General features: G+C 64.4%; 20 protein-coding genes. 14 read left to right on the top strand and 6 right to left on the bottom strand.

The window, feature by feature from the left end:
• Positions 1–630 precede the first annotated feature (630 nt).
• Positions 631–1,812: an IS110 family transposase gene (locus IVB18_RS37430; RefSeq protein ID WP_247983422.1), complete on the bottom strand. Its 1,182-nt coding sequence runs from the start codon at positions 1,810–1,812 to the stop codon at positions 631–633.
• A 187-nt stretch (positions 1,813–1,999) separates the two neighbouring features.
• On the bottom strand, positions 2,000–3,007 hold the full coding sequence (locus IVB18_RS37425; RefSeq protein WP_247985268.1) for a polyprenyl synthetase family protein: 1,008 nt from the start codon (positions 3,005–3,007) through the stop codon (positions 2,000–2,002).
• A 129-nt stretch (positions 3,008–3,136) separates the two neighbouring features.
• Between IVB18_RS37425 and IVB18_RS37420 the strand changes: the two genes are divergently transcribed.
• The 6 genes from IVB18_RS37420 to glyS all read left to right on the top strand — a co-directional run bounded on the left by IVB18_RS37420 (position 3,137) and on the right by glyS (position 8,916).
• Positions 3,137–3,364 (top strand): DUF2007 domain-containing protein, encoded by a 228-nt coding sequence (locus IVB18_RS37420; RefSeq protein WP_247985267.1) that lies wholly within the window; start codon positions 3,137–3,139, stop codon positions 3,362–3,364.
• Complete coding sequence (locus IVB18_RS37415; RefSeq protein ID WP_247985266.1) at positions 3,357–4,118, top strand: methyltransferase; 762 nt, start codon at positions 3,357–3,359, stop codon at positions 4,116–4,118. The genes IVB18_RS37420 and IVB18_RS37415 overlap by 8 nt, the downstream gene beginning before the upstream one ends.
• A 214-nt stretch (positions 4,119–4,332) precedes the next feature.
• Positions 4,333–5,241 carry a S49 family peptidase gene (locus IVB18_RS37410; RefSeq protein WP_247985265.1) on the top strand — a complete coding sequence of 303 codons (909 nt, stop codon included), beginning with the start codon at positions 4,333–4,335 and terminating at the stop codon, positions 5,239–5,241.
• Between the two features lie 115 nt (positions 5,242–5,356).
• Entirely contained in the window at positions 5,357–5,548 is a 192-nt protein-coding gene (locus IVB18_RS37405; protein WP_247991819.1) for a hypothetical protein, read from the top strand.
• 222 nt (positions 5,549–5,770) lie between these two features.
• Positions 5,771–6,706: a glycine--tRNA ligase subunit alpha gene (locus tag IVB18_RS37400; protein WP_247985264.1), complete on the top strand. Its 936-nt coding sequence runs from the start codon at positions 5,771–5,773 to the stop codon at positions 6,704–6,706.
• The gene (glyS, locus tag IVB18_RS37395; RefSeq protein ID WP_247985263.1) at positions 6,706–8,916 is read left to right on the top strand and encodes a glycine--tRNA ligase subunit beta; all 2,211 of its coding nucleotides are present in this window, start codon (positions 6,706–6,708) and stop codon (positions 8,914–8,916) included. Before IVB18_RS37400 ends, glyS begins: the two co-directional genes overlap by 1 nt.
• Positions 8,917–9,150: 234 nt before the next feature.
• On the opposite strand, the gene IVB18_RS37390 is transcribed toward glyS, so the two are convergent.
• Positions 9,151–9,504, bottom strand: coding sequence for a DUF1236 domain-containing protein (locus IVB18_RS37390; protein ID WP_247985262.1), 354 nt, complete (start codon positions 9,502–9,504; stop codon positions 9,151–9,153).
• A 231-nt stretch (positions 9,505–9,735) separates the two neighbouring features.
• Here IVB18_RS37390 and IVB18_RS37385 point away from each other — a divergent pair, with 231 nt between their 5' ends.
• From IVB18_RS37385 to IVB18_RS37375, 3 genes are all read left to right on the top strand, one after another.
• Entirely contained in the window at positions 9,736–9,891 is a 156-nt protein-coding gene (locus tag IVB18_RS37385; RefSeq protein ID WP_247391107.1) for a DUF3096 domain-containing protein, read from the top strand.
• Positions 9,892–9,986: 95 nt separating this feature from the next.
• Positions 9,987–12,929: a pyruvate, phosphate dikinase gene (gene ppdK, locus IVB18_RS37380; protein ID WP_247985261.1), complete on the top strand. Its 2,943-nt coding sequence runs from the start codon at positions 9,987–9,989 to the stop codon at positions 12,927–12,929.
• A gap of 432 nt (positions 12,930–13,361) precedes the next feature.
• Positions 13,362–14,816, top strand: a complete 1,455-nt coding sequence (locus IVB18_RS37375) for a cell wall hydrolase (RefSeq protein WP_247985260.1) — start codon at positions 13,362–13,364, stop codon at positions 14,814–14,816.
• A gap of 183 nt (positions 14,817–14,999) precedes the next feature.
• Here IVB18_RS37375 and nadC read toward each other — a convergent pair whose 3' ends face one another.
• From nadC to nadA, 3 genes are all read right to left on the bottom strand, one after another.
• On the bottom strand, positions 15,000–15,878 hold the full coding sequence (nadC, locus tag IVB18_RS37370; RefSeq protein WP_247985259.1) for a carboxylating nicotinate-nucleotide diphosphorylase: 879 nt from the start codon (positions 15,876–15,878) through the stop codon (positions 15,000–15,002).
• An 11-nt stretch (positions 15,879–15,889) separates the two neighbouring features.
• Positions 15,890–17,497 carry an L-aspartate oxidase gene (locus IVB18_RS37365; RefSeq protein WP_247985258.1) on the bottom strand — a complete coding sequence of 536 codons (1,608 nt, stop codon included), beginning with the start codon at positions 17,495–17,497 and terminating at the stop codon, positions 15,890–15,892.
• 172 nt (positions 17,498–17,669) lie between these two features.
• Positions 17,670–18,773, bottom strand: coding sequence for a quinolinate synthase NadA (gene nadA / locus IVB18_RS37360; protein ID WP_247985257.1), 1,104 nt, complete (start codon positions 18,771–18,773; stop codon positions 17,670–17,672).
• A gap of 339 nt (positions 18,774–19,112) precedes the next feature.
• On the opposite strand from nadA, the gene IVB18_RS37355 reads away from it, so the two are divergent.
• The 5 genes from IVB18_RS37355 (at position 19,113) to IVB18_RS37335 (ending at position 24,017) form a co-directional block, all read left to right on the top strand.
• The gene (locus IVB18_RS37355) at positions 19,113–20,363 is read left to right on the top strand and encodes an MFS transporter (protein WP_247985256.1); all 1,251 of its coding nucleotides are present in this window, start codon (positions 19,113–19,115) and stop codon (positions 20,361–20,363) included.
• Between the two features lie 41 nt (positions 20,364–20,404).
• Positions 20,405–21,391: an MDR family oxidoreductase gene (locus IVB18_RS37350; RefSeq protein WP_247985255.1), complete on the top strand. Its 987-nt coding sequence runs from the start codon at positions 20,405–20,407 to the stop codon at positions 21,389–21,391.
• 113 nt (positions 21,392–21,504) lie between these two features.
• A complete protein-coding gene (locus IVB18_RS37345) occupies positions 21,505–22,104 on the top strand; it encodes a hypothetical protein (RefSeq protein WP_247985254.1) in 600 nt (199 codons plus the stop codon).
• Positions 22,105–22,272: 168 nt separating this feature from the next.
• On the top strand, positions 22,273–22,506 hold the full coding sequence (locus tag IVB18_RS37340) for a hypothetical protein (RefSeq protein ID WP_247985253.1): 234 nt from the start codon (positions 22,273–22,275) through the stop codon (positions 22,504–22,506).
• A gap of 233 nt (positions 22,507–22,739) precedes the next feature.
• Positions 22,740–24,017, top strand: coding sequence for a methyl-accepting chemotaxis protein (locus IVB18_RS37335; RefSeq protein ID WP_346732575.1), 1,278 nt, complete (start codon positions 22,740–22,742; stop codon positions 24,015–24,017).
• Positions 24,018–24,033 lie beyond the last annotated feature (16 nt).

Genomic DNA, 24,033 nt, shown 5'->3' with positions numbered 1-24,033 from the left:
TGCGAAACTGCGGCTCCGAGTTGGAATGTAAGTGGAGGCGCTCGTGCACATCGCGCCGTCATTGCGAGCGCAGCGAAGCAATCCAGTCTGCCGCCGCGGAAAGTTTCTGGATTGCTCACATGGGGAATGTGTATGTCAAGGATGAGCAGTCACCTTTTTGTTCGACTGCAGCCACCTCTTCGTCCCGACCGCGGGTTCTGCAGGATGGCGCGCGCAGATCAAGTCAAGGCCGGCCTGTTAGGGCCGCCGCGAAGCGGCTTGGCCTTGAGTTGAGCGAGCACGCCATCATGCTTGGTGCGTTGGGCCGATAGGAGCTCCTCGCGTTGGCGGTTCTGTCAGGGCATCTGCCATCCTCGCATTTGCGATCCAAGGGTCGAGCCGGTTCGACGATCTGGGTTGCTTGCCAGATCAAACTCACATTCGGTCGTCGCACAAGGCGACTGCACCACGATTCCGCTTGCGGCGGGCAGGCTCGAGAGGACGAGGCCATTCTTCGTTGCGGCGTTTGAAGCCATGCAATCCATCGGTTCGTCCACCCGGATCTTCCGAGACTGATCGGGCCTCGGCAGATGGGTTATGGTTCTTTCGTTGCGCGCGGGCGGCGAAGCACGCCGCTTGGTGCGGTCCGGATCAGGCGGCGGGCTTCATCACGGCCCCCTCGATGGTCTCGCCCGCGGTGACATACTTCCACAAGGTCACGAGAAGCTTGCGCGCCAGCGCCACGATCGCGCGCTTGCGGCCTTGCGGGCTTCGCTCCTTGAACCAGCGCGTCAGGGCCGACTGCGGCTGGTGACGTATCCACAGCCAGGCGAGCTGGATCATTGTGGTCCGCAGCCTGGGATTGCCGGCCTTCGACACGCCCTGCTCGTGCCGGATGCCTCCGCTTTGCCACGGCGTCGCCGCAAGCCCCGCATAGGCGGCGACCTGGCGGCGGTTGGAGAACTGCCGGTAGAACGCCTCCGACCAGAGCACGGCCGCAAAGTTGGCGCCGAGCCCTTTCAAGGCCAGCAGCATCGCCACCGGATCCGGCGCGACCTTGTCTGCAGCGTTCTTGTCTGCAGGCTTCCGGGCTGCGGCCAGCAGAGCATCTCGCGCGGCCTCGACCGCCTTGATCTGTTCCAGAAGCAGTTCGACCCGATCGAGCTCGCGGCCGATCTGCGCCTTCAAATGCGAAGGCAGCTCCCGCCCGTCGCCCGTGCGCAAGGCCTCAAGCCGCGCCCGCCGATTGCGCCGCAGCGGCACGTAGTCGGATATCCCCTGCGCGAACAGAAGACCCTTGATCCGGTTCACATGCGTGATGCGCTCGGCGATCAGCGTCGCTCGTTCGCGACACAGCCTGCGCCGGTCCTCCTCTTCAGGCGAGGGCGCAACCACCATCGCACAGACCCGCGGCTCGCCGCGCTTGTAGGCCAGAAGCGCCCGCAACAGCGCCTCGCCATCGAGCCTGTCAGTCTTGGCCCGCCGCCGCCGTCGCGACGTCGCAATCGAGGCGGGATCGACCACGTGGCTCTCAATGCCGTTCTGTTGCAGAACACGGTGCAGCCAGAACCCGTCCAGCCCAGCTTCCTGGATCGTGATGATCGGATAGCTCTCGCGGGTCCTGGCCTCCGCCTTGCGCCTGAGTTCCGCAAACAGCTTCATCAGCTCAGCCGTATCGCCGGCCGTGACGCTGTGCCTGGACATCTTCTCGCCCGTACCAGGCGAAAGTGACGTAATCACCCACGTCGAACGGCTCAGTTCCAAAGACACAAAAATTGCGCCAAACTGCGTGCGGATAGCGGTCGGTCCGTCGGAAGGATGATCGAGCAACATCGTCGTCTCCAGGTTGAGGGGGTCAGCAACCTCAGTCTGGCCTCAGACCTGGTCGCTATCCACTCCCCATGGAATCTTCGCTGCGCAATGACGGTGTTGATGCAGTGGGGTGCTATCTCAACAACGTCGTCCGCCTTCGCCGGGACGACGCGGATGTGCAGGCAGTGTACCGAAGTAACGCGAAGACCTAATGCGACCGCGCCAGGCAGAACGCCACGACCTGCTCCAGCGCGCTCTTCATCGGCGAGGACGGGAACAGCGCGAGCGCGTCGACCGCCATGGCGCCGTAGTGCTGGGCGCGGCTGAGCGTGTCCTCGAGGGTGCGGTGCTTGTTCATCAGCCCGATGGCGTGATCGAGATCGCCGTCGCCGATCTCGCCGCGTTCGAGCGCCCGGATCCAGAAGGCGCGCTCGGTGTCATTGCCGCGGCGGAAGGCGAGCACCACCGGCAGTGTGATTTTGCCTTCGCGGAAATCGTCGCCGGTGTTCTTGCCGAGCTTTGCGCTCTTGCCGCCATAGTCGAGCACGTCGTCGACGAGCTGGAAGGCGATGCCGAGATTCATGCCGACCGAGCGGCAGGCGGTCTGCTCCGCCTTCGGGCGGTTGCCGATCACGGGCCCGACCTCGCAGGCGGCCGCGAACAGCTCGGCGGTCTTGCCGCGGATCACGGCGAGATATTCGTCCTCGGTGGTCGCGGTGTTCTTGGCGGCGGCAAGCTGCATCACCTCGCCCTCGGCGATGGTCGCGGCGGCCGCGGAGAGGATGTCGAGCGCCCGGAGCGAGCCGACCTCGACCATCATGCGAAAGGCCTGGCCGAGCAGGAAGTCGCCGACCAGCACGCTCGCCTCGTTGCCCCAGAGCATGCGCGCCGAGAGCTTGCCCCGGCGCATCTCGCTCTCGTCGACGACGTCGTCGTGCAGGAGCGTTGCGGTGTGCATGAATTCGACGGAGGCGGCCAGCTTGATGTGGCCGTCGCCGGTGTAGCCGGCGAGGTTCGCCATGGCGAGCGTCAGCATCGGCCGCAGGCGTTTTCCCCCGGAGGAGATCAAATGGTTGGCCACATCCGGGATCATGGTCACCTCGGACCCGGTCCGCGACAAAATCGTCGCGTTGACGCGCTCCATGTCGGGAGCGACAAGGGCAACCAGCTCTTCGATCGACGCGCCGGGAGTTTCGAAAGGTACGATGACGGCCACGCCGGTCTCCAATATTTGCCCCGGAAGGGCTATTCTGATGCAAAGACAATAGAAACTGGACGGGGATGCGGCAAGGGCTGCGGAACCATTGACTTTGCCTTAACCCCCGTCAGGCAGGAGGCCGGTGTTTTGCGAGAACTGGTTCGGACCAACGATATTGTGCTGGTGTCGGCGATCGGCGCGCTGCTCGATGGCGCCAACATCCATCATCTGGTGCTGGACCAGAACATGAGCATCATCGAGGGCTCGCTCGGCATTTTGCCGCGGCGGATCCTGGTCCATGAGGACGACGCCCTCGAGGCCCGGCAGCTCCTGACTGAGGCCGGGCTCAGCCACGAATTGCGCGGCGATGACTGAGGCCGCAGCAGATATCACCGAGGACGCCTTCCTCGGCGGTCAGCTGCGGCTGAAGCAGAAGCGGTCCGGCCACCGCGCCGGGCACGATGCCATTTTGCTTGCGGCGGCGACGGAGGCCCGGGCGGGTGACCGCGTGGTCGATCTCGGCGCCGGCATCGGCGCGGCGGGGCTGGCGCTGGCCCGGCGCGTGGCCGGCATCCACCTCAGCCTGGTCGAGATCGATCCGGAGCTGGCGGAGCTTGCTTGCGCCAATGCGACAGCGAATGCGATCGCTGCGGAGGCGATCGTGCTCGACGTCACAGCCGATGCGCAAGCCTTTGCGGCAAGTGGGCTCGTGCCCGACAGTGTCGACATTGTGCTGACCAACCCCCCCTTCAACGATCCGGCGCGGCATCGCGGTTCTCCGGATCAGGCGCGGCACGTCGCACATGTCGCAACGGACGAGACGCTGGATGCATGGGTGCATGCGGCGCGGCGCATCCTCCGATCGAACGGTGTGCTGACCTTGATCTGGCGTGCAGATGGGATAGCAGAGGTTTTGGCAGCGCTGTCACGCGGCTTCGGCAGCGTCTCGGTCCTGCCGGTCCATGGTGAGGCAGGGCGACCCGCGATCCGCGTGCTGGTGCGCGCGATCAAAGGCGGCAGGGCGCCGACACGATTGCTGCCGGGCCTCATGCTTAACGAAGAGTCACGCGTGCCTAACAAAAAGGTGACGGATATTCTGGAAGGGAGGGCGGCGTTGCCGTTGTCGTGACGGCTTACTGCGGAAGCGATTCCGACTGCTGCCTCTCGGGGGACGTAAAGCGAATCGCCGTGAAAAGCGCGCCGATCAGCAGTATCAGCAGATAGATTTTCATGTCGTTCTCCGCTGCCGCATTGCATCCTCCCAACGGGAAATCTGCAAAACACGTTCCAGGCACTTCCAATGACAGTCACGTGATAAGAAATGGTAAATCAGAGGTAATGGCATGGCCGAACAATTGAACGATCGCGAAGGTTCCGGCCTGGCCGATAAACTCATGCAATATCTGCCGGCGCGCTTGCGCCCGGGCGCGGCGGTGGTGCCGGTGGTGCGGTTGTCGGGCGTGATCGGCGCGGTGACGCCGCTGCGCCCGGGCATGACGCTCGCCGGCCTCGCGCGGGTGCTGGAGCGCGCTTTCGCTGTCCGCAATGCCAAGGCTGTGGCGCTGGTCATCAACTCGCCCGGTGGCTCGCCGGTGCAGTCGCGCCAGATCTATCTGCGCATCAAGCAGCTCGCCGCGGAGAAGAAGCTGCCGGTGCTGGTGTTCGTCGAGGACGTCGCGGCGTCCGGCGGCTACATGATCGCCTGCGCAGGCGACGAGATTATTTGCGATCCGTCCTCGATCCTCGGCTCGATCGGCGTGGTCGGCGGCAGCTTCGGCCTCCAGGAGGCGATCAAACGGCTCGGCATCGAGCGGCGCCTTTACACGGCTGGCTCGCACAAGGCGATGCTCGATCCGTTCCTCCCCGAAAACCCTGATGACGTGGCGAAGCTGAAGGCGATCCAGCGCGAGATCCACCAGATCTTCATTGCGCTGGTAAAGGAGAGTCGCGGCGCGCGGCTGAAGGGCGACGACGACACCCTGTTCACCGGCGAATATTGGGCCGGCGAGAGTTCGATCGCGCTGGGGCTCGCTGACGGGATCGGCGATCTCCGCTCAACTCTTCGTGCCCGCTACGGCGAGAAGGTTCTCACCCCTGTGATTGCACAGCCGAGCGGTCTGCTCTCCGGCCTTCTGGGGCGGAAATCGCCCGGCGCCGGCCAGCTTTCGGCCCTGGAATCGGTCGCCGGGCTGCCGGACGAGCTGATTTCGGCGGTCGAAACCCGGGCGATTTGGGCGAAATTCGGGTTCTAGGGCGCGCGCTGCCGCGCCATTTGGTCCAAGGGGAATTCAAGCCGAGCCAATTGCGGCGCGGCCCGGTCTGCGCAACAATGTGCGTGGGGGCTGAGCATTGAACAAGGATCGACCGATGCCGCCGTTCGTCGCATTCGCGGGCGTCCTGGGCGGACTTGCCGTGGTCCGGTGGGCCTACAAGACCGCTATCAGGATCAACCAGGAGCTGGAGGAGATGCGCCTGTCGCGCGTCGCCGAAGCCGCCCATATGGGGGACATCCAGACACTGAAGCAGGACCCCGTAACCGGAGCTTACCGGCCGGGGTAGTTGCCACACCCGTCATGCCCGGGCGTCCACGTTCTTCGAGAGGCAACAAGACCGTGGATGGCCGGGACGTAGGCGAGCGGAAGCGACGCCGTCCTTCGGACGGCTATCCCCGGCCATGACGGAAGCTGGGGGCCCCTTCAAGACCCCTTTGCCTTGATTCCCATCTCCGCCGCCGATACGGTCCCGCGCGATTCAAAACCCCCGCGAGAGCCCGATCTGACGATGGACGCCTCATTGCCCGCCCATATGCGCCCGGAACACTCGTTCCAGGGTTTTATCCTCGCGCTCCAGCGGTTCTGGGCCGAGCAGGGCTGCGTCATCCTGCAGCCCTACGACATGGAGATGGGCGCAGGCACCTTTCATCCGGCCACCACCCTGCGGGCGCTCGGACCAAAGCCCTGGAACGCGGCCTATGTGCAGCCCTCGCGCCGGCCGAAGGACGGCCGCTACGGCGAGAACCCGAACCGGATGCAGCACTACTACCAGTTCCAGGTGATCATGAAGCCGTCGCCGCCGAACCTTCAGGAGCTGTACCTGAAGTCGCTCGCCGCGATCGGCATCGATTCCGCCGTGCACGACATCCGCTTCGTCGAGGACGACTGGGAGAGCCCGACGCTGGGCGCCTGGGGCTTGGGGTGGGAATGCTGGTGCGACGGCATGGAAGTGAGCCAGTTCACCTACTTCCAGCAGGTCGCGGGCTTCGAATGCGCGCCGGTCGCGGGCGAGCTCACCTACGGGCTCGAGCGCCTCGCGATGTATGTGCAGGGCGTCGACCGCGTCTACGACCTCAACTTCAACGGCCGCGACGGTGACGCCAAGGTCACCTATGGCGACGTGTTCCTGCAAGCCGAGCGGGAGTATTCGCGGCACAATTTCGAAGTCGCCGACACCGCGATGCTGTTCGAGCAGTTCAAGATGGCGGAAGCGGCCTGCAAGAAATATCTCGACGCAGGCTGGAAGGACGGCAAGCGCGAGGCGCATTTGATGGCGCTGCCGGCCTATGACCAGTGCATCAAGGCGAGCCATGTTTTTAACCTGCTCGACGCCCGCGGCGTGATCTCGGTGACGGAGCGGCAGAGCTACATCTTCCGCGTCCGCGAATTGGCAAAGGCCTGCGGAGAAGCCTGGATGCACACCGAAGCCGGTGGAGCGGCCTGATGCCTGATCTTTTGCTGGAACTGTTTTCGGAAGAAATCCCCGCGCGCATGCAGGCGAAGGCGGCGGATGATCTGCGCCGCATGGTCACCGACAAGCTGGTCGCCGAAGGTCTCGTCTACGAAGGTGCAAAGGCGTTCGCGACGCCGCGCCGCCTTGCGCTGACTGTGCATGGCATTCCCGCGCGCCAGCCTGATCTGAAGGAAGAGCGCCGCGGCCCGCGCGTCGGCGGCGCCGAGCCCGCGATCCAGGGTTTCTTGAAGGCGACCGGCCTTGCCTCGCTCGACGAAGCAAAAATCCAGAGCGACAAGAAGGGCGACTTCTACATCGCGCTGATCGAAAAGCCCGGCCGTCCCGCGATCGACGTGCTCGCGGAAATCCTGCCGGTGATCATCCGCACCTTCCCGTGGCCGAAATCGATGCGTTGGGGCGCGCGCTCGGGCAAGCCCGGCTCGCTCAATTGGGTGCGCCCGCTGCACGCGATCACCGCGACATTCGGCATCGAGACCGAAGAGCCTGATGTCGTAAAATTCTCGGTGGACGGCATCGAGACCGGCCAGACCACTTATGGTCATCGCTTCCTCGCGCCCGCCGCGATCCAGGTGCGCCGGTTCGAGGATTACGAGGCGAAGCTGAAGGCCGCCAAGGTCATCCTCGATCCGCAGGCGCGCAAGGACATCATCCTCGCCGACGCCAAGGAGCTGACGTTTGCACAGCGACTTGAACTGGTCGAGGATCAGGTGCTGCTGGACGAGGTTTCGGGTCTCGTCGAATGGCCGGTTGTCATGATGGGATCGTTCGAAAAGGAATACCTCGCGATCCCCGATGAGGTGATCCGCGCCACCATCCGCAACAACCAGAAGTGTTTCGTCGTCAAGGATCCCAAGACGGACAAACTGACCAACAAGTTTGTCCTCACCGCCAATATCGAGGCGGCCGACGGCGGCAAGACTATCGTTGCCGGCAACGAGCGCGTGATCCGTCCGCGGTTGTCGGATGCGAAGTTCTTCTACGAGACCGATCTGAAGAAGAAGCTGGAAGACCGTCTGCCGAAGTTCGAGCAGATCGTGTTCCACGAGAAGCTCGGCACGCAAGCGGAGCGCATCAAGCGCATTGAGCGCCTGGCTGCCGAGATCGCACCGCTTGTCGGCGCCGACGTCGCCAAGACGACCCGCGCAGCGCATTTGGCAAAGGCGGATTTGCTGACCGAAGTCGTCGGCGAATTTCCCGAGCTGCAGGGCCTGATGGGCAAATACTACGCGCTGGCCCAGGGCGAGGACGCTTCCGTCGCCGCGGCCTGCGAGGAGCACTACAAGCCGCAAGGCCCCGCCGATCGCGTACCGACCGATCCGGTCAGCGTCGCGGTCGCGCTCGCCGACAAGATCGACACGCTCGTTGGATTCTGGGCAATCGACGAGAAGCCGACTGGCAGCAAGGATCCATATGCGTTGCGTCGCGCCGCGCTTGGTGTGATCAGAGTCATTGCTGACAATGGTTTGCGGATTTCGCTTTGGAAGCTGTTGAGCGAGCACGCAGTTCAAATGGCGGTGGTGCTCTACAAAGATGACTTCGATCTAATCGTTGAGTTGTCGGATTGGATTGGCGAAGCCAGATATGACGAGATTCCCCGCGATTCATTCTCGAACCAGGCTGCGGAGTCAGCCTACAAGCTGCTGAAGCCTCGCGTTGAGGATCTCCTTATCTTTTTTGCCGATCGCCTAAAGGTTCAGCTCCGCGAGCAGGGCGCGCGTCACGATCTCGTCGACGCCGTGTTCGCGCTCGGCGGCCAGGACGACCTCTTGATGATCGTCCGGCGCGTCGAGGCGCTGGGCAAATTCCTTGACAGCGAGGACGGCAGGAACCTGCTCGCGGGGACGAAACGCGCTAGCAACATTCTCTCGATCGAGGAGAAAAAGGACAAGCGCACGTTCGACGGCGCGCCGGATGCTGCGCTTTACAGCCTCGATGAGGAGAAGGCGCTGGCCAACGCAATCGGCGAGGTGAAGGCGGAAGCCAGCGCCGCCGTCGCGAAGGAAGATTTTGCCGGTGCGATGAGCGCGCTGGCAAAGCTGCGCCCGCCGGTCGACGCGTTCTTCGACAAGGTCCGTGTCAACGACGACGACCCGAAGGTGCGCGAGAACAGGCTGAAGCTGCTCAACGAAATCCGCAGCGCGACGCGGGCGGTGGCGGATTTCTCGAAGATCCAGGATTGAACGCGGTCAAGCCCAAAAGCCCGTCATTCCGGGGTGCGCGAAGCGCGAACCCGGAATCTCGCGCCACAACTTCAGGATTCCGGTTCGGTCCTGCGGACCGCCCCGGAATGACGCGTAGGTCGATATGCAAAAAAGCCCCGCCCGGCGGGGGGAAGACCGGGCAGGGCCTGATGTCCGCACTACGCGATGCGCGCCAAGCCTGAGTCGGCACGCCGGACATCGAGTTGAACGGGGTTAGTCGATCACCTCGACGACGCGCCGCGAGCGCGGCTCGACCAGCACGGTCTCGCCGTTCACGACGGTGTAGCGATAGGTCGTGGCGCCGAAACGTTGCGGCACGTCATAATAAGTGATGCCGGCGTCGGGTAGGGTGCCGCCGACCACCACGCGATCGGGTACGCTGAAGGCCGGCACGCGCTGCTCGACGACGTAGTCGCGGAATGCCGGGCGCTGCTCGACCGCGATGGTCGGGCCGCCATCGACCACGACGGGAGCGCGTCCCACCGTGACCTCGCTTTGCGCCTGCGCCGCGACGGGCGAGCCGATCGCAACACAGAGCGCTGCAAGGGCAAGAATCCTGTTCCGCATGGACAACTCCTTCGATGTCATATTTTCGGAAGCGCCAGTGACGCGACCGATTGCCAATGCTTGCGTCTCGCCGATGTTCCGAGAAATGGCCCGCCGCATTCGCGGCAATTTCGGGCAGTTTTCGCGAAGCCGGGAACTCGGGCGGCCCCCCGCGCGTCTCTACCCGCGGAACCGGGTCCGATATGATCCGGCCGCGATTCGCCTCACGCTCCAAGCCTGGAAAGACAGTTCATGCACATCACCGTCGCCCACATTTCGCCAATCCTGTCGCTGATTGCGGGCGTGCTCATCCTGATCATGCCGCGGCTCCTCAATCTGATCGTCGCGATCTTTCTCATCATAAATGGTGCGATCGGGCTCGGATTGTTGAGGTGGCTCCATCTCTAGGCCTTCATTTTCCGGAACTCTTCGACTTGCGCGTGCCTGCCCAAAGTGGTGTAAGCGCGCGATTTCCCATTCCTCTCGCAGGTTGTGTGCAAGCTATGGCCAAAGCCGCCTCGAAGCCTAAGAAAATGCCAGCGAAATCAAAGCCCTCCGCTAGGGCGAAGGCCGCGCCGCCGGCCCGCAAGGCGCTTCCCAAGAGCGCCCCGAAGCCGGTCGCCAAACCGGCTGCCAAGCCGGCTACCAAGCCCGCCGCGAAGGCTGCGACCAAGCCGCCTGCGCCGAAGGTTGCCGCCAAAACCGCGCCGAGCAAGACCGCACCAAGCAAGGCAGCGCCGAGCAAGGCGGCGCCGGCCGCGATCAAGGCCGGCAAGTGGGTCTATACGTTCGGCGACGGCAAGGCCGAGGGCAAGGCCGAGATGCGCGATCTGCTGGGCGGCAAGGGCGCCAACCTCGCCGAGATGGCCAATCTAGGCCTGCCGGTGCCTCCGGGCTTCACGATCCCGACCTCGGTCTGCACGTACTTCTACGCACACGACAAGTCCTACCCGAAGGAGTTGCAGTCGCAGGTTGAGAAGGCGCTGGACTATGTCGGCAAGTTGACCGGCAAGGTGTTTGGCGACGGCAAGAACCCGCTGCTCGTCTCGGTGCGCTCCGGCGGCCGCGCCTCGATGCCGGGCATGATGGACACCGTCCTCAACCTCGGCCTCAACGACGAGACCGTGGAAGCGCTGTCGGAACTGTCGGGCGATCGTCGCTTTGCCTATGACAGCTATCGCCGCTTCATCACCATGTATTCCGACGTGGTGCTCGGCTTCGAGCATCATCACTTCGAGGAAATCCTCGACACCTTCAAGGACGGCCAGGGCTATACGCTCGACACCGACCTCACGGCGGATGATTGGGTCGATCTGGTCGGCAAGTACAAGGACGCGGTGGCGCGCGAAACGGGGAAGGATTTTCCGCAGGATCCGCACGACCAGCTCTGGGGCGCGATCGGTGCGGTGTTTTCATCCTGGATGAACGCGCGCGCGGTGACCTACCGCAAGCTGCACGACATTCCGGAATCCTGGGGCACCGCGGTCAACGTGCAGGCCATGGTGTTCGGTAACATGGGCGAGACGTCGGCGACCGGTGTTGCCTTCACCCGCAACCCGTCGACCGGTGAGAGCAAGCTCTACGGCGAGTTCCTGATCAACGCGCAAGGCGAGGACGTGGTGGCGGGCATCCGCACGCCGCAGGACATCACCGAGTATGCGCGCAAGGACTCCGGCTCCGACAAGGCGTCGATGGAAGCGGCGATGCCGGATGCCTTCAAGGAGCTGACGCGCATCTACACGCTGCTCGAGAAGCACTACCGCGACATGCAGGACATGGAGTTCACGGTCGAGCAGGGCAAGCTCTGGATGCTCCAGACCCGCGGCGGCAAGCGTACCGCCAAGGCGGCGCTACGCATCGCGATCGAGCTCGCCAATGAGGGCCTGATCACCAAGAAGGAAGCGGTGACGCGGATCGATCCGGCCTCGCTCGACCAGCTCCTGCATCCGACCATCGATCCCAACGCCAAGCGCGATGTGATCGCGACCGGCCTGCCGGCTTCGCCCGGTGCTGCCTCCGGGGAGATCGTGTTCTCCTCGGATGAAGCGGCCAAGCTTCAGGGCGACGGGCGCAAGGTCATTCTGGTTCGCATCGAGACCAGCCCGGAAGACATCCACGGCATGCACGCCGCCGAAGGCATTTTGACCACGCGCGGCGGCATGACCTCGCACGCCGCCGTGGTCGCGCGCGGCATGGGCAAGCCCTGCGTTTCCGGCTGCGGCACGATCCGCGTCGATTACGGCCGCGGCACCATGAGCATCGGCTCGCGCACCTTCAAGACCGGCGACGTCATCACCATCGACGGCTCGCTTGGCCAGGTGCTCGCCGGCCGCATGCCGATGATCGAGCCGGAGCTCTCCGGCGAGTTCGGCACGCTGATGAACTGGGCCGACCAGGTCCGCAAGATCGGCGTGCGCGTCAATGCCGACACGCCGGAAGACGCGCGCACCGCGATCAAGTTCGGCGCGGAAGGCATCGGTCTGTGCCGCACCGAGCACATGTTCTTCGAGGAGACGCGCATCCGCACGGTGCGCGAGATGATCCTCTCCGAGGACGAACAGTCGCGCCGGGCCGCGCTTGCAAAACTGCTGCCGATGCAGCGGGCCGACTTCGTCGAGCTGTTCGAGATCATGAAGGGCCTGCCCGTCACGATCCGCCTGCTTGATCCGCCGCTGCACGAGTTCCTGCCGCACACCCATGCCGAAGTCGAGGAAGTGGCGCGCGCCATGAACACCGATCCGCGGCGTCTCGCCGACCGCGCGCGCGAGCTGTCGGAGTTCAATCCGATGCTCGGCTTCCGCGGCTGTCGCATCGCGATCGCCTATCCGGAGATCGCCGAGATGCAGGCGCGTGCGATTTTCGAAGCCGCGGTCGAGGCCGAGAAGCGCACCGGCAAGGCCGTTGGCCTCGAGGTGATGGTGCCGCTGATCGCGACCAAGATGGAGCTCGACCTTGTCAAGGCGCGCATCGACGCCACCGCGAAAGAGGTGATGCGCGACACCAACACCAAGCTCACCTATCAGGTCGGCACCATGATCGAGCTGCCGCGCGCCTGTTTGCTTGCGGCCGAGATAGCGGAGTCCGCGGAGTTCTTCTCCTTCGGCACTAACGATCTGACGCAGACCACCTACGGCATCAGCCGCGACGATGCCGCGAGCTTCCTCGGTCCCTACGTGACGAAGGGCATCCTTTCGGTCGATCCTTTTGTCTCGCTCGACCAGGAAGGCGTCGGCGAGCTCGTCAAGATCGGCGTCGCGCGCGGCCGCAAGACGCGTGCTTCGCTCAAGATGGGCATCTGCGGCGAGCATGGCGGCGATCCCGCCTCCGTCGCCTTCTGCCACACGATCGGTCTCGATTACGTCTCCTGCTCGCCCTACCGCGTGCCGATCGCCCGCCTCGCCGCCGCGCAAGCCGCGCTCGGCAAAGCCGTCGCGAGCCAGGCGTAAGCCGAAGACTGAATACGAGATGCGAGAGAGGCGGGGCAAAACCCCGCCTCTTTTCATTTTGCGCGACGTTCTCGCCACACACTCAGTGTCATCGCGCGCGAAAGCGGGCGATCCAGTATTCCAGAGGCGGTGATGTCATACGGAGGAGCCGCGGCGTACTGGATGGACGGAACCGCGACGTCCCGTAATGATACGTGCGCGCAAGAGTTCCTTCACCATTCGCGTTGACCGAATGTTTACCGCTTCACGTCACCCGGCATTTACCAATGCAACGATTACCCCGTGAAAATACCTGCGATTGCTTGAGTGTGCTCCGCGCGCAAACGTCGATTAACGCCCCAGCAACCTAAATTAGATACTCACGAGAAAGATCGAATTGTACGGATGTACTGCGGTTCGATTTTCTAGCGTAAGCGTAGCGTGAGCGTATCGATGTTTTTGTTGCGTACCTATCCGAAGGGCGCGCGGTTCGCGTCCTTCGGTATCGGTCTCTGCATCTTCGCATTGATGCCGAGAGAGACCGGCTATCAGGACATTGCTTCGCTGCTGGCGCGTCAGCCCGGCGTCGCCGAGCGTTGGCAGAAGCAGGTGTTTTCTGCGGCGTCCTCGATTCAGCTCGCCACCTACAGTTTTTCTCGCCCGATCGGAACCTCGGTTCCGCAGAGCCCGATGTATCGCCTCGCGAGCCTCGACGGCCGCGACGTCACCGGCACCATCACGCGCAATCCGACGCTTCAGGCGCCGACGCGCTACCAGGCCTCCGATTTTCCCAAGGTGGATCGCTCCATGAAGGGTGACCGCCTTGCAATCGTTGCGCCCGGGACAGCTCCCGAGACGGCCGTGCCGTCCGCTGCTCCTGCGCAGCAGGATCCCGCGACGTCGAACAGCTCGGTGTTTGGCGCCAAGACTGCCGCGTTGCCGCAGGCGATGTCGCCGGAGTCCGCCGCCGCGCTCGATCCCGAGCTCGCGGAGGCGCTTCGCGCGCCGCCCTTGCCGCAATATTCCATTTCGCCACAGGCCAGTGACGCCGCGCGCTCGCTCGCGGTTCAGCCGCTGGAGGCGCTGAAGCAGGCCACCGCGCCGGTCGCGCCGCCGCGCGATCCCTTTAGTGTGAAAACGTCGAACCTGTTCTTTGGCAGCTCCTCGCTCGGGGGCTCTCTCGAAAGCATCGAGAGCTGGCAGCCCGGCGCCGAACCGCTCATCGTGATGGCCGATCCCGATATGAAGGTGATGGCCTCGCTGCCGTCGTCGTCTGAGGACGTGGCGAAGGTGACCGATAGCGGCGAGAGCGTCGCGCCCAAGGGCGAGGTCAATGCCGACAACCAGCGCGCCAAATCGCCGGCGGAGCGACTGGCGTTGGATGAAAAGTCACGCACGAAATCGGAAAAATGTCTCGCCGAAGCCGTCTACTTCGAATCCCGTGGCGAGGCCGTGCGCGGGCAGATGGCGGTCGCGCAGGTCGTGATGAACCGCGTATTCTCCGGCAAATATCCGGACACCGTGTGCGGCGTGGTCTACCAGAACAAGTACCGCCACCTCGCCTGCCAGTTCACCTTCGCCTGCGACAACAATGCCGACGTGATCCGCGAACCCGAGATGTGGGAGCGCGCCAAGAAGATCTCGAAGGCGATGCTCGACGGTCAGATCTGGCTGCCCGAGGTCGGCAAGTCCACTCACTACCACGCCTATTGGGTGCGCCCGTCCTGGGTCGCCGAGATGAAGAAGATGTACAAGTTCGGCGTTCACACCTTCTACCGGCCGCGCGCCTGGGGCGACGGCAACGAGGAGCCGAGCTGGGGCACGCAGGCGCAGACCGCCGCGCTCTCCGCCGAGCTCGCCCAAGCAGCCAAGAGTTCTGCCGAGATGGGTGTCAGCGAACGGCGGTGAGCTGATCACTTGCAGCCGCAGTGAAGGTGCGCTCCCTCTCCCGCTTGCGGGGGAGGGCTGGGGTGGGGGTGTTTCCACAATGGACACTCCCGACGGGGAGAGAGCCCTCACCCGGCGCTACGCGCCGACCTCTCCCGCAAGCGGGAGAGGTGAAGCCCGCCTGTGGCTAAGGGCACTAGCCCCTCACGCCTCGATATCCAACGCACAGTCGAAATTCGCCGCGGAGTGCGTGAGCGCACCTGCCGACGCGTAGTCCACACCTGTCGCCGCAATCGCCGCAATCGAGTCCAGCGTGACGCCGCCGGACGCCTCCAGTGCGACGCGGCTGGCCGCAAGCTTCACCGCCTCGCGCAACGCCGCAAGGTCCATGTTGTCGAGCAGCACGGCGTCGGCCAATCCGGTGTCGAGCACCTCGTGCAGTTGCGCAAGCGTGTCGACCTCGATCTCGATCTTCACGAGGTGGCCGGCATGGGCGCGGGCGCGCTCCAGCACGGGACGGATGCCGCCGGCGACCGCGATGTGGTTGTCCTTGATCAGGATCGCATCGTCGAGGCCGAATCGGTGATTGAAGCCGCCGCCGCAGCGCACCGCGTACTTCTCCAGCGCCCGCAATCCCGGCGTGGTCTTTCGGGTGCAGCAGATGCGCATCTTGGTACCTTCGGTTCGCGCCACGTAGTCGGCCGTCAGCGTCGCGACGCCAGACAGGCGGCCAACGAAATTCAGCGCGTTCCGCTCGGCCGTGAGGATGGCGCGCGCCGGGCCCGAAATCGTCAGCACGTGCTGCCCGCGGGCGACATGCGCGGCGTCGCGCACATGCGCGCGCACCTCGATGTCGGGCGACAGCTTTTGCAGTGTCGCCAGCGCCAGGGGCAGTCCGGCGATCACGCCGGCCTGGCGCGCGACCAGGATCGCCTGCGCCTTCGTTGCTTCGGGAATCGTCGCAAGCGAGGTGACGTCGCCGGCGCGGCCGAGATCCTCGTCGAGCGCGCGATGCACGGCCTCGTCGATCGCCAGCGGGGACAGGAAGGCGTCGGGATAGAGCAGCGAGACTGGGGTGATCATGGAAGGCTCCATCAGGCGATCATGGGTTGCGCGGTGCGCGGGAGTAGGTGGTCGGCGAGGCTTTCCGCGACCTCGCGTGCTGCCGAGAGAGTGGTCATGGTTCGTTGTGCGAGCGAGGGGGCGTCTGTCGGTCGGTCGATGCGGAAATGTGCACCGCGGCTTTCTCGCCGCGTCCATGCTGCGGTGGCGACGAGCAGGGCCGTCGTCGCCATGTTGCGCAGCGCGATACTCGTGGCCGCGCCTTCGAGCGCAGCAAAGCTGCGCACCGCTTCCGCAAGTCCATCACCGTCGCGAACCACGCCGACTTGTGAACTCATCATCGCTCGCAGCCGTTTCATAGTCACCGCGTCCGGTGCTCCGCTACGCGGCGTCACTAGCACATCGGGGAGGCGGGCAGGCGAGGGGATGGCGCGGCCGGCGATGTCGTCGGCGATGCGTGCGGCATAGACCACGGCCTCCAGCAGCGAATTCGACGCGAGCCGGTTGGCGCCGTGTGCGCCCGTGGACGAAACCTCGCCGCCGGCCCAGAGCCCGTCGACCGAGCTGCGGCCGCGCGCGTCGACCGCGACGCCGCCCATGTGGTAGTGCGCGGCCGGCGCGATCGGGATTGTTTGCGTGGCAGGATCGATACCGGCGGCGATGCAGCTTGCATGCACCGTCGGGAATTTTTCGGCGAAACGCGCACCCAATGCCTCCCGCGCATCGAGGAAGGCGCCGCGCCCGGCCGCGATCTCCGCGAACACGCCGCGCGCCACGATGTCGCGCGGGGCAAGCTCGGCGAGCGGGTGGCGTGCCGTCATGAAGCGGTCGCCGCCGGCGTTGATCAGTATCGCGCCTTCGCCGCGCAGCGCCTCGGTCGCAAGCGGCGCCGGGTCACGGCCGACCATGATCGCGGTCGGGTGGAACTGTACGAATTCCGGATCGGCAATCACCGCGCCGGCCCGAGCCGCGATCGCAAGGCCCGATCCGGCAGCCTCGGTCGGGTTGGTGGTGACGGCATAGAGATGGCCGATGCCGCCGGTAGCAAACACCACCGCGCGGGAGGCGATCATCGTCGGTCTCGCTGAAAAGTTGCCGGCCTCGCGCAATTGAACGCCGGTGACGGCGCCGTCCTCCGTCAACAGTGCTTCGGCGACAAAGCCTTCGATCAGGCGGATCGACGGCGTGCGGCGCACGACCTCGCTCAGCGCCGCGATGATCGCCGCGCCAGCCCCGTCGCCGCGCACATGCACGATTCGCCGCGCCGAATGCGCCGCCTCGCGACCGACGGCAAGCTTGCCTTCGAGATCGTGATCGAACGGCACGCCATAGGCCAGCAGGTCGTGAATCCGCGGCACGGCCTCGCGCGCGATCCCCAGCGCGACCGCTTCGTCAACGATGCCGCCGCCGACTGCGATGGTGTCGGCGGAATGTGCTTCCGGGCTGTCGCCTTCGGCTACCGCGGCGGCGATGCCGCCTTGCGCCCACGCCGACGATGCGCCCAGTCCGAGCGGCGCTGCCGCAATCAGCGTCACCGGCCGCGGCGCGAGTTTCAGCGCGCAGAACAATCCGGCAAGCCCGCCGCCGACGATGACGACGTCGTCGGTGCTGCGGGTGAGATTGTGGATGTTGCTTGTCATTTCTGTCTCCAGTTTTCTCTACTGTCGTCCCGGCGAAGGCCGGGACCCATACCCCGCGGCAGTAGTTGTTTTGCAAAGCTCTTCGACGTCGTTCTTCGCAACGACTTCTCCCTGTGGTTACGGGTCCCGGCCTTCGCCGGGACGACACTGGGTGTGTTGCGGCGTTCCCTTCTCAATTCTTCAGATTGATCATCCGCTCGACCGATCGCCGGGCACGCTCCGCAAGCGCCGGATCGATCGTCACCTCCTCGCCAAGCGTCAGCAGGCTGCTCAAGATGTTCGCGAGCGTGATGCGCTTCATGTGCGGGCAGAGATTGCAGGGGCGCAGCATCTCCACATCCGGCAGCTCGGCGCGCACATTGTCGGCCATCGAGCATTCGGTGATCATGACGAGCCGCCGCGGCCGCCGTTCACGCACCCAGTTGATCATGTGCGCGGTCGAGCCGGTGAAATCGGCCTCCGCCAGCACGTCCGGCGGGCATTCGGGATGCGCGATGATCTGCACGGACGGATCGGCCTCACGAAGCCCGCGCAGCTCCGCGCCGGTGAAGCGCTCGTGCACCTCGCAGGCGCCTTTCCAGGCGATGATATTTACGTTGGTCTTCGAGGCCACATAGGTCGCGAGATAGCGGTCGGGCAGGAAGATCACGCTTGGCGCGTTGAGGCTCTCGACCACCTGCACCGCGTTCGAGGAGGTGCAGCAGATGTCGACCTCGGCCTTCACCTCCGCCGACGTGTTGACATAGGCAACCACCGGCACACCCGGAAATTTTTCGCGGAGCAGACGAACGTCGGCGCCCGTGATGCTGGCGGCGAGCGAGCAGCCGGCGCGCGAGTCCGGGATCAGCACCATCTTGTCCGGATTGAGCAGCTTCGAGGTCTCGGCCATGAAGTGCACGCCACACTGCACGATGATCTCGGCCTTCACCTTGGTGGCTTCCACGGCAAGCTGGAGCGAGTCGCCGCCGATATCGGCGACGCAGTGAAAGATCTCCGGCGCCTGGTAGTTGTGCGCGAGGATCACCGCGTTGCGCGTCTTCTTCAGCTCGTTGATCGCCTTGATGGTCGGCGCCATCAGCGGCCACTCGATCGGTGGGATCACGTGCTTCACGCGATCGTAGAGAGGCGCGGTGGCCCGCTCGACCTCCGCCGTCCATTCCAGCGACGGCATCGGCAGGGCGGGTCCCATTCGCGCCGGCGCGACGCGGGTGGTGGTGATGTGGCCCTGCGGCCGATTGGCAAAGTCGTCGGGGCCGTAAATTCCAGTGATCGGCATCGAAGCCTCCCGTGCATGCCTTATATGCTCAATATGAGTATATCGAGAGCCCGAGAAATCCGGCCGCGAGGCCGGGACGAATTTCTTGGTAGCTCACATATACTCAGTCTGAGTAAAAGAAAGATAACACGCCGACCCGAGAGCCGCTAGCTCCTGCCGCACACATTCTCGTCAAGTCGCGTCTCACGCGTCAGGCGGGGCCTCCTTGAAACGCAATGCTCCGTCGGCAGCCCTTCATAGAACGCAATCATTTTTGACTTGGGGTTTTCATGCATCTGCATTAAATGCCTGAGTCGCGGCTGCCTGTTCCGGATCCGCCAACGACACATGAGGAAGTGCATGTCGACACAAGTGGGCGAGCTCGGTCCGGCCTCACGTTCCACCTGGCGCACGCCGGCCATCATCATCCTCTGCGGCTGCGCGATCGGCATGCTGGGCTTCGGTCCGCGCTCGGCGCTCGGCTTCTTCGTGCAGCCGATGAGCCATGAGTTTGCCTGGGGCCGCGATGTATTCGGCCTCGCGATAGCCTTCCAGAATCTGTTGTGGGGCTTGGGTCAGCCGATCGCCGGCGCGGTCGCCGATCGCTTCGGCCTGTTCCGGGTGATGTGCGTCGGCGCCGTGCTTTATGCCGGCGGTCTGTTGCTGATGCGCTATTCGTCGACGCCGCTGTCGCTCAATATCGGCGCGGGCGTGATGGTCGGCTTCGGCCTCGCCGGCTGCTCGTTCAATCTGGTGCTGTCGGCGTTCAGCAAGCTCTTGCCGGCCGAGAAGCGCGGCCTTGCGCTCGGCGCCGGCACCGCAGCCGGATCGTTCGGACAGTTCCTGTTCGCGCCCATCGGCGTCGCGCTGATCGACAATTTCGGCTGGCAGCAGGCACTGACCGTGTTCGGCTTCCTGATGCTCCTGATCATCCCGCTGTCGCTGGCGCTCTCGACGCCGCCGGTTGAAAGCTCCGCGAGCAAGGCGCCTGCCGATGAGCAGACCTTCACCAAGGCGCTAGCAGAGGCCTTCGGCCATCGCTCCTACGTGCTGCTGGTGCTCGGCTTCTTCACCTGCGGCTTCCAGCTGGCGTTCATCACCGTGCATTTGCCGGCCTTCCTGGTCGACAACGGCATCTCGGCGCAAACCGGCGGCTGGGTCATTGCGGCGATCGGCCTGTTCAACATCATCGGATCGCTGAGCGTCGGCTATCTCCAGAACTACCTGCCCAAGCGCTTCATCCTCTCGACGATCTATTTGGCGCGCGCGCTCGCGACGCTCGCCTTCATCTCGTTCCCGATCACACCGTTCTCGGCGATTGCGTTCGGCGCGATCTCGGGCCTGACCTGGCTGTCGACGGTGCCGCCGACCTCGGCGCTGGTGGCGCTGATGTTCGGCACGCGCTGGCTCGCCACTCTCTATGGCTTCGCCTTCGTCAGCCATCAGGTGGGCGGCTTTCTCGGTGTCTGGCTCGGGGGCATCGTGTTCGAGCGCTTTGGTTCCTACACGCCGATCTGGTGGCTCTCGATCCTGTTCGGCGTGCTGTCGGCGCTGATCAATCTTCCGATCGTGGAGAAACCGGTCGAGCGAGCGGTTGCGCAGCCTGCCTGATCGGCTAAACATCCCCTGAAACAAAGTCAGGGAGTTCAGCCGTGGCCACATTCAAGGCGATCCGGATCGACAAGGCGGACAAGGGCACCACCGCCGCGCTCACGCAGTTCGACGAAGCCGAGCTGATGGACGGCGACGTCACCGTACGCGGGGAATGGTCGACCCTGAACTACAAGGACGGTCTCGCGCTCACCGGCAAGGCGCCGGTGGTGCGCCGTTTCCCGATGATCGCCGGCATCGATTTCGCCGGGACGATCGAGCAATCCTCGCACCCCCAATGGAAGGCGGGCGACAAGGTCGTCTGCACCGGCTGGGGCATGGGCGAGACCCATCTCGGCGCCTATGCCGAGAAGGCGCGGGTGAAGGGCGACTGGCTGGTCGCCTTGCCACAGGGCCTGTCGGCGCGCGACGCCATGGCGATCGGCACCGCCGGCTTCACCGCGATGCTCTCGGTGCTGGCGCTGGAGAAGCACGGACTTTCGCCGAAGAGCGGCCCTGTGGTGGTCACGGGCGCGGCCGGCGGCGTCGGCTCGGTCGCCACCGCGGTGCTGTCGAAGCTCGGCTATCACGTCATCGCCTCGACCGGCCGCGCGTCGGAAGCGGACTATCTGAAACAGATCGGCGCTGCCGAAGTGATCGACCGCAACGAACTCTCAGCGGCGGCCAAGCCGATCGCAAAGGAGCGCTGGGCGGGCGGCGTTGACAGCGTCGGCTCGACCACGCTCGCCAACCTCCTGTCGATGACGAAGTATGGCGGGGCGATTGCCGCCTGCGGTCTTGCGGCCGGCATGGACCTGCCGTCCTCGGTCGCGCCATTTATTTTGCGCGGGGTGTGCCTTCTCGGCATCGATTCCGTGATGTGTCCGATCGATCCTCGGAAAGCCGCCTGGCAGCGCCTGGCGTCCGATTTGGATCGGACAAAACTATCTGAAATCACTAAGGAAATTTCGCTCGGTGAGGTTTCCGAATGGGGCGCCAAAATCCTTGCCGGCCAGGTCCGCGGCCGCATCGTGGTAAAAATTGTCTAACGGCGTTCAGACTTTACCAACCAAGCTGCTTCAATGTCGCCATGGTTAGTATGGTAAGCAGCGGGTAAAGACATCAGGCTCGCCCGCTGCATGGGGTTCGTCGGAGTAAGAGCATGCTTGCGCGTTTTGTGTTGGGGGCTGTCACGGCGGCCGTAACGTTTGCGCCGGCCATTGCCGGAGGCATGAACGCCGATGAGGCGCGCCGCTTCGTTGCCGGCAAGGTGTTTGCCTTTACCTGTTTCGACGGCACCCGCGGCGCAGGCCGCATTCTCGACGATCTCGGCGCGGCAGGCGCGGTGCAGTTCTCCGGTGCCGGCCCCACGCGCCATCTCCGGCTTCCCGGCAACACGCTCCAGATCCGTGGCCAGAACGTCTGCGCCTCGATCAAGGGCATCCCGTTCGAGCCCTGCTTCAACCTGGAGAAGACCGACGACCGCAGCTTCCGCGGCTCGGTGTCGGGCATGGGCTTCGCCTATTGCGATTTCCACCACCAGGGCGGCAACCAGATGCTGATGGCGCGCGCCGTTGCGCGGCCACGCTCGCTGCGTACGTCGGAACACACCGGTTCGGTCGGCGCATCGAACACCGAAGTTGCCGCACGCGTCGAGACGCCGCGCGTTGAGAGCAGCCGGCTCGAAGCGGTCAAATCCGAAACCAAGCCGGAGCCTGCCAAGAACGAAGGCCCGCTCGAGTTGCGCCGTTCGACCGATTGAATTTTTGCCCGCGCGTCCACGACCGCGCCAACACCCTGTTGACCATTTCCAGCAGCCATCAAGCCGCCGCGCCGTAGTCATACGGACGGCGGGTTTCATGCGTTGGTAGCGACTCGCGCCCCAGTTTGCGTACGGCCGGGGGGCGCGGCCCGATAAAAGGGTTCAACAATGTCGCTGTATTTCTTCCGCATCAGCACCGGCCGCTATTCCGGCGCCGCCGATCAGCCATATGAGTTCGAGGATCGCGCCGCTGCGTGGACCGAGATGACCGAGGTCTGCGCCAACCTGCTCGGCGGCATCGCGCGCAATCTGAATTCGAATGCCAAATGGAGCATGGAGCTGCTCGACGAGAACAAGGAGCCGGTGTTCCGCATCAGCCTCGTCGGCGAGACCGTGAATTGACGCGACGGCAAACGGCGGGCAGGCATTAACGAATACGACATCTGCAAATCCGCGAAGCCGTGTTTTGCTGCACGCGAAAAGTGTGCAAGTCCCGGTAATTTAAGCAGCAGTTCCGGTATTTGTACCTAGACCGCGCGGCTCGCACTTAACGTTAGTGAGGAACCTCGCGGTTAGTCTTTCCGGGTTTGCTTCCGCGCGTCGCCGCGGCAAATGCATATCCTGGGATACTTTCAATGACGCTGCTTCAGAACCTGCGAATTGGTACCAAGCTGGCGATCACCTCGGCCCTGACGATCGCTCTCGTTGCCTTGATGATCTTTCTTCAAATGACCGGCAACGCCGCCGTTCGAGGGTTCAGCGATGCCGCCTCCGAGCAGCAGTCGCTTGCGCAAATCGCCGCGGAGGCAAAGGCCTCGGTGCGGGGCATGCAAATCGGCATACGCGACACGCTGCTCTCCACATCGCCGGACGACCTGCAAAAGGCAGGTCGATACTTCACCGAACGGAAGGCGGCGGCGCTCAAATTTGCGGACGATATGGCAAAGCTCTCGCGCTCGCCCGAAAACGGGCAGCGGATTGCGCGATTGGCGACGTTGGTCGATGACCTCCACAAGGGCCAGGAGCAGTTCGAAACGCTGCGCAAGCAGGCGATTGAAATCGAAACGAAGCGCGCCGGCGGCGATCCAGGCGCGGAGGCCACTGCGCAGCTCTCGAAACTGGCCGCCGAGATCGCCCGCACTCGCAAGGAGATTACGCTGCCGATCAACGAGGAGATCGCGCAGGTCACGGACCAGATCGTCGGCTTCTCGAAGCAGCAGGGTGCCAAGGCCCGCATGGCGGCGGACGCAGAGGCGTCCTCGGTCGAGCGGACGTCGCTCATCACCGGCGGCGCGGTGGCCCTCATCCTGATCGGTGCGTGCATCTTTTCCGTGTTCACCATCGCGAGTCCCATGCGCGCGTTGACGGTGGCGATGGAGAAGCTCGCCAGCGGCGATTTTTCGGTGTTGTTGCCCGGGCTCGGCCGCAAGGATGAGGTCGGTGAAGTCGCCGGCGCGGTCGAGAAGTTCAAGATACTGTCCGAGCAGAAGGCGCGCGAGGAGGCCGAAGCCAAGATCCGGCAGGATCAGGTCGCGGCCGAGCAGCGCAAGGCCGAGATGCACAGGCTCGCCGACGGCTTCGAAGGGGCGATCGGCGAGATCGTCCACACCGTGTCGTCGGCGTCCACCGAGCTTGAGGCTTCCGCCACCACGCTGACCTCGACAGCGGAACGGGCGCAGCAACTGACCACGATGGTTGCGGTAGCCTCCGAAGAGGCGTCAACCAACGTGCAATCGGTCGCATCGGCGACGGAGGAATTGTCGTCCTCGATCACGGAGATCAGCCGGCAAGTGCAGGAATCCGCCCGCGTGGCGAGCGAGGCCGTCGGCCAGGCCCGCACCACAACCGAGCGCGTCAGCGAGTTGTCTAAGTGTCTGTCCGGGAACATCTTGAATCATCGGAATCATTTGTGATTCAAGGGTGGCGGTC

This window comes from Bradyrhizobium sp. 186, assembly GCF_023101685.1.
Classification (GTDB): domain Bacteria; phylum Pseudomonadota; class Alphaproteobacteria; order Rhizobiales; family Xanthobacteraceae; genus Bradyrhizobium.
Note: the sequence above shows the minus strand (reverse complement) of the source record. Positions and strands in the feature narration are given on the sequence as shown.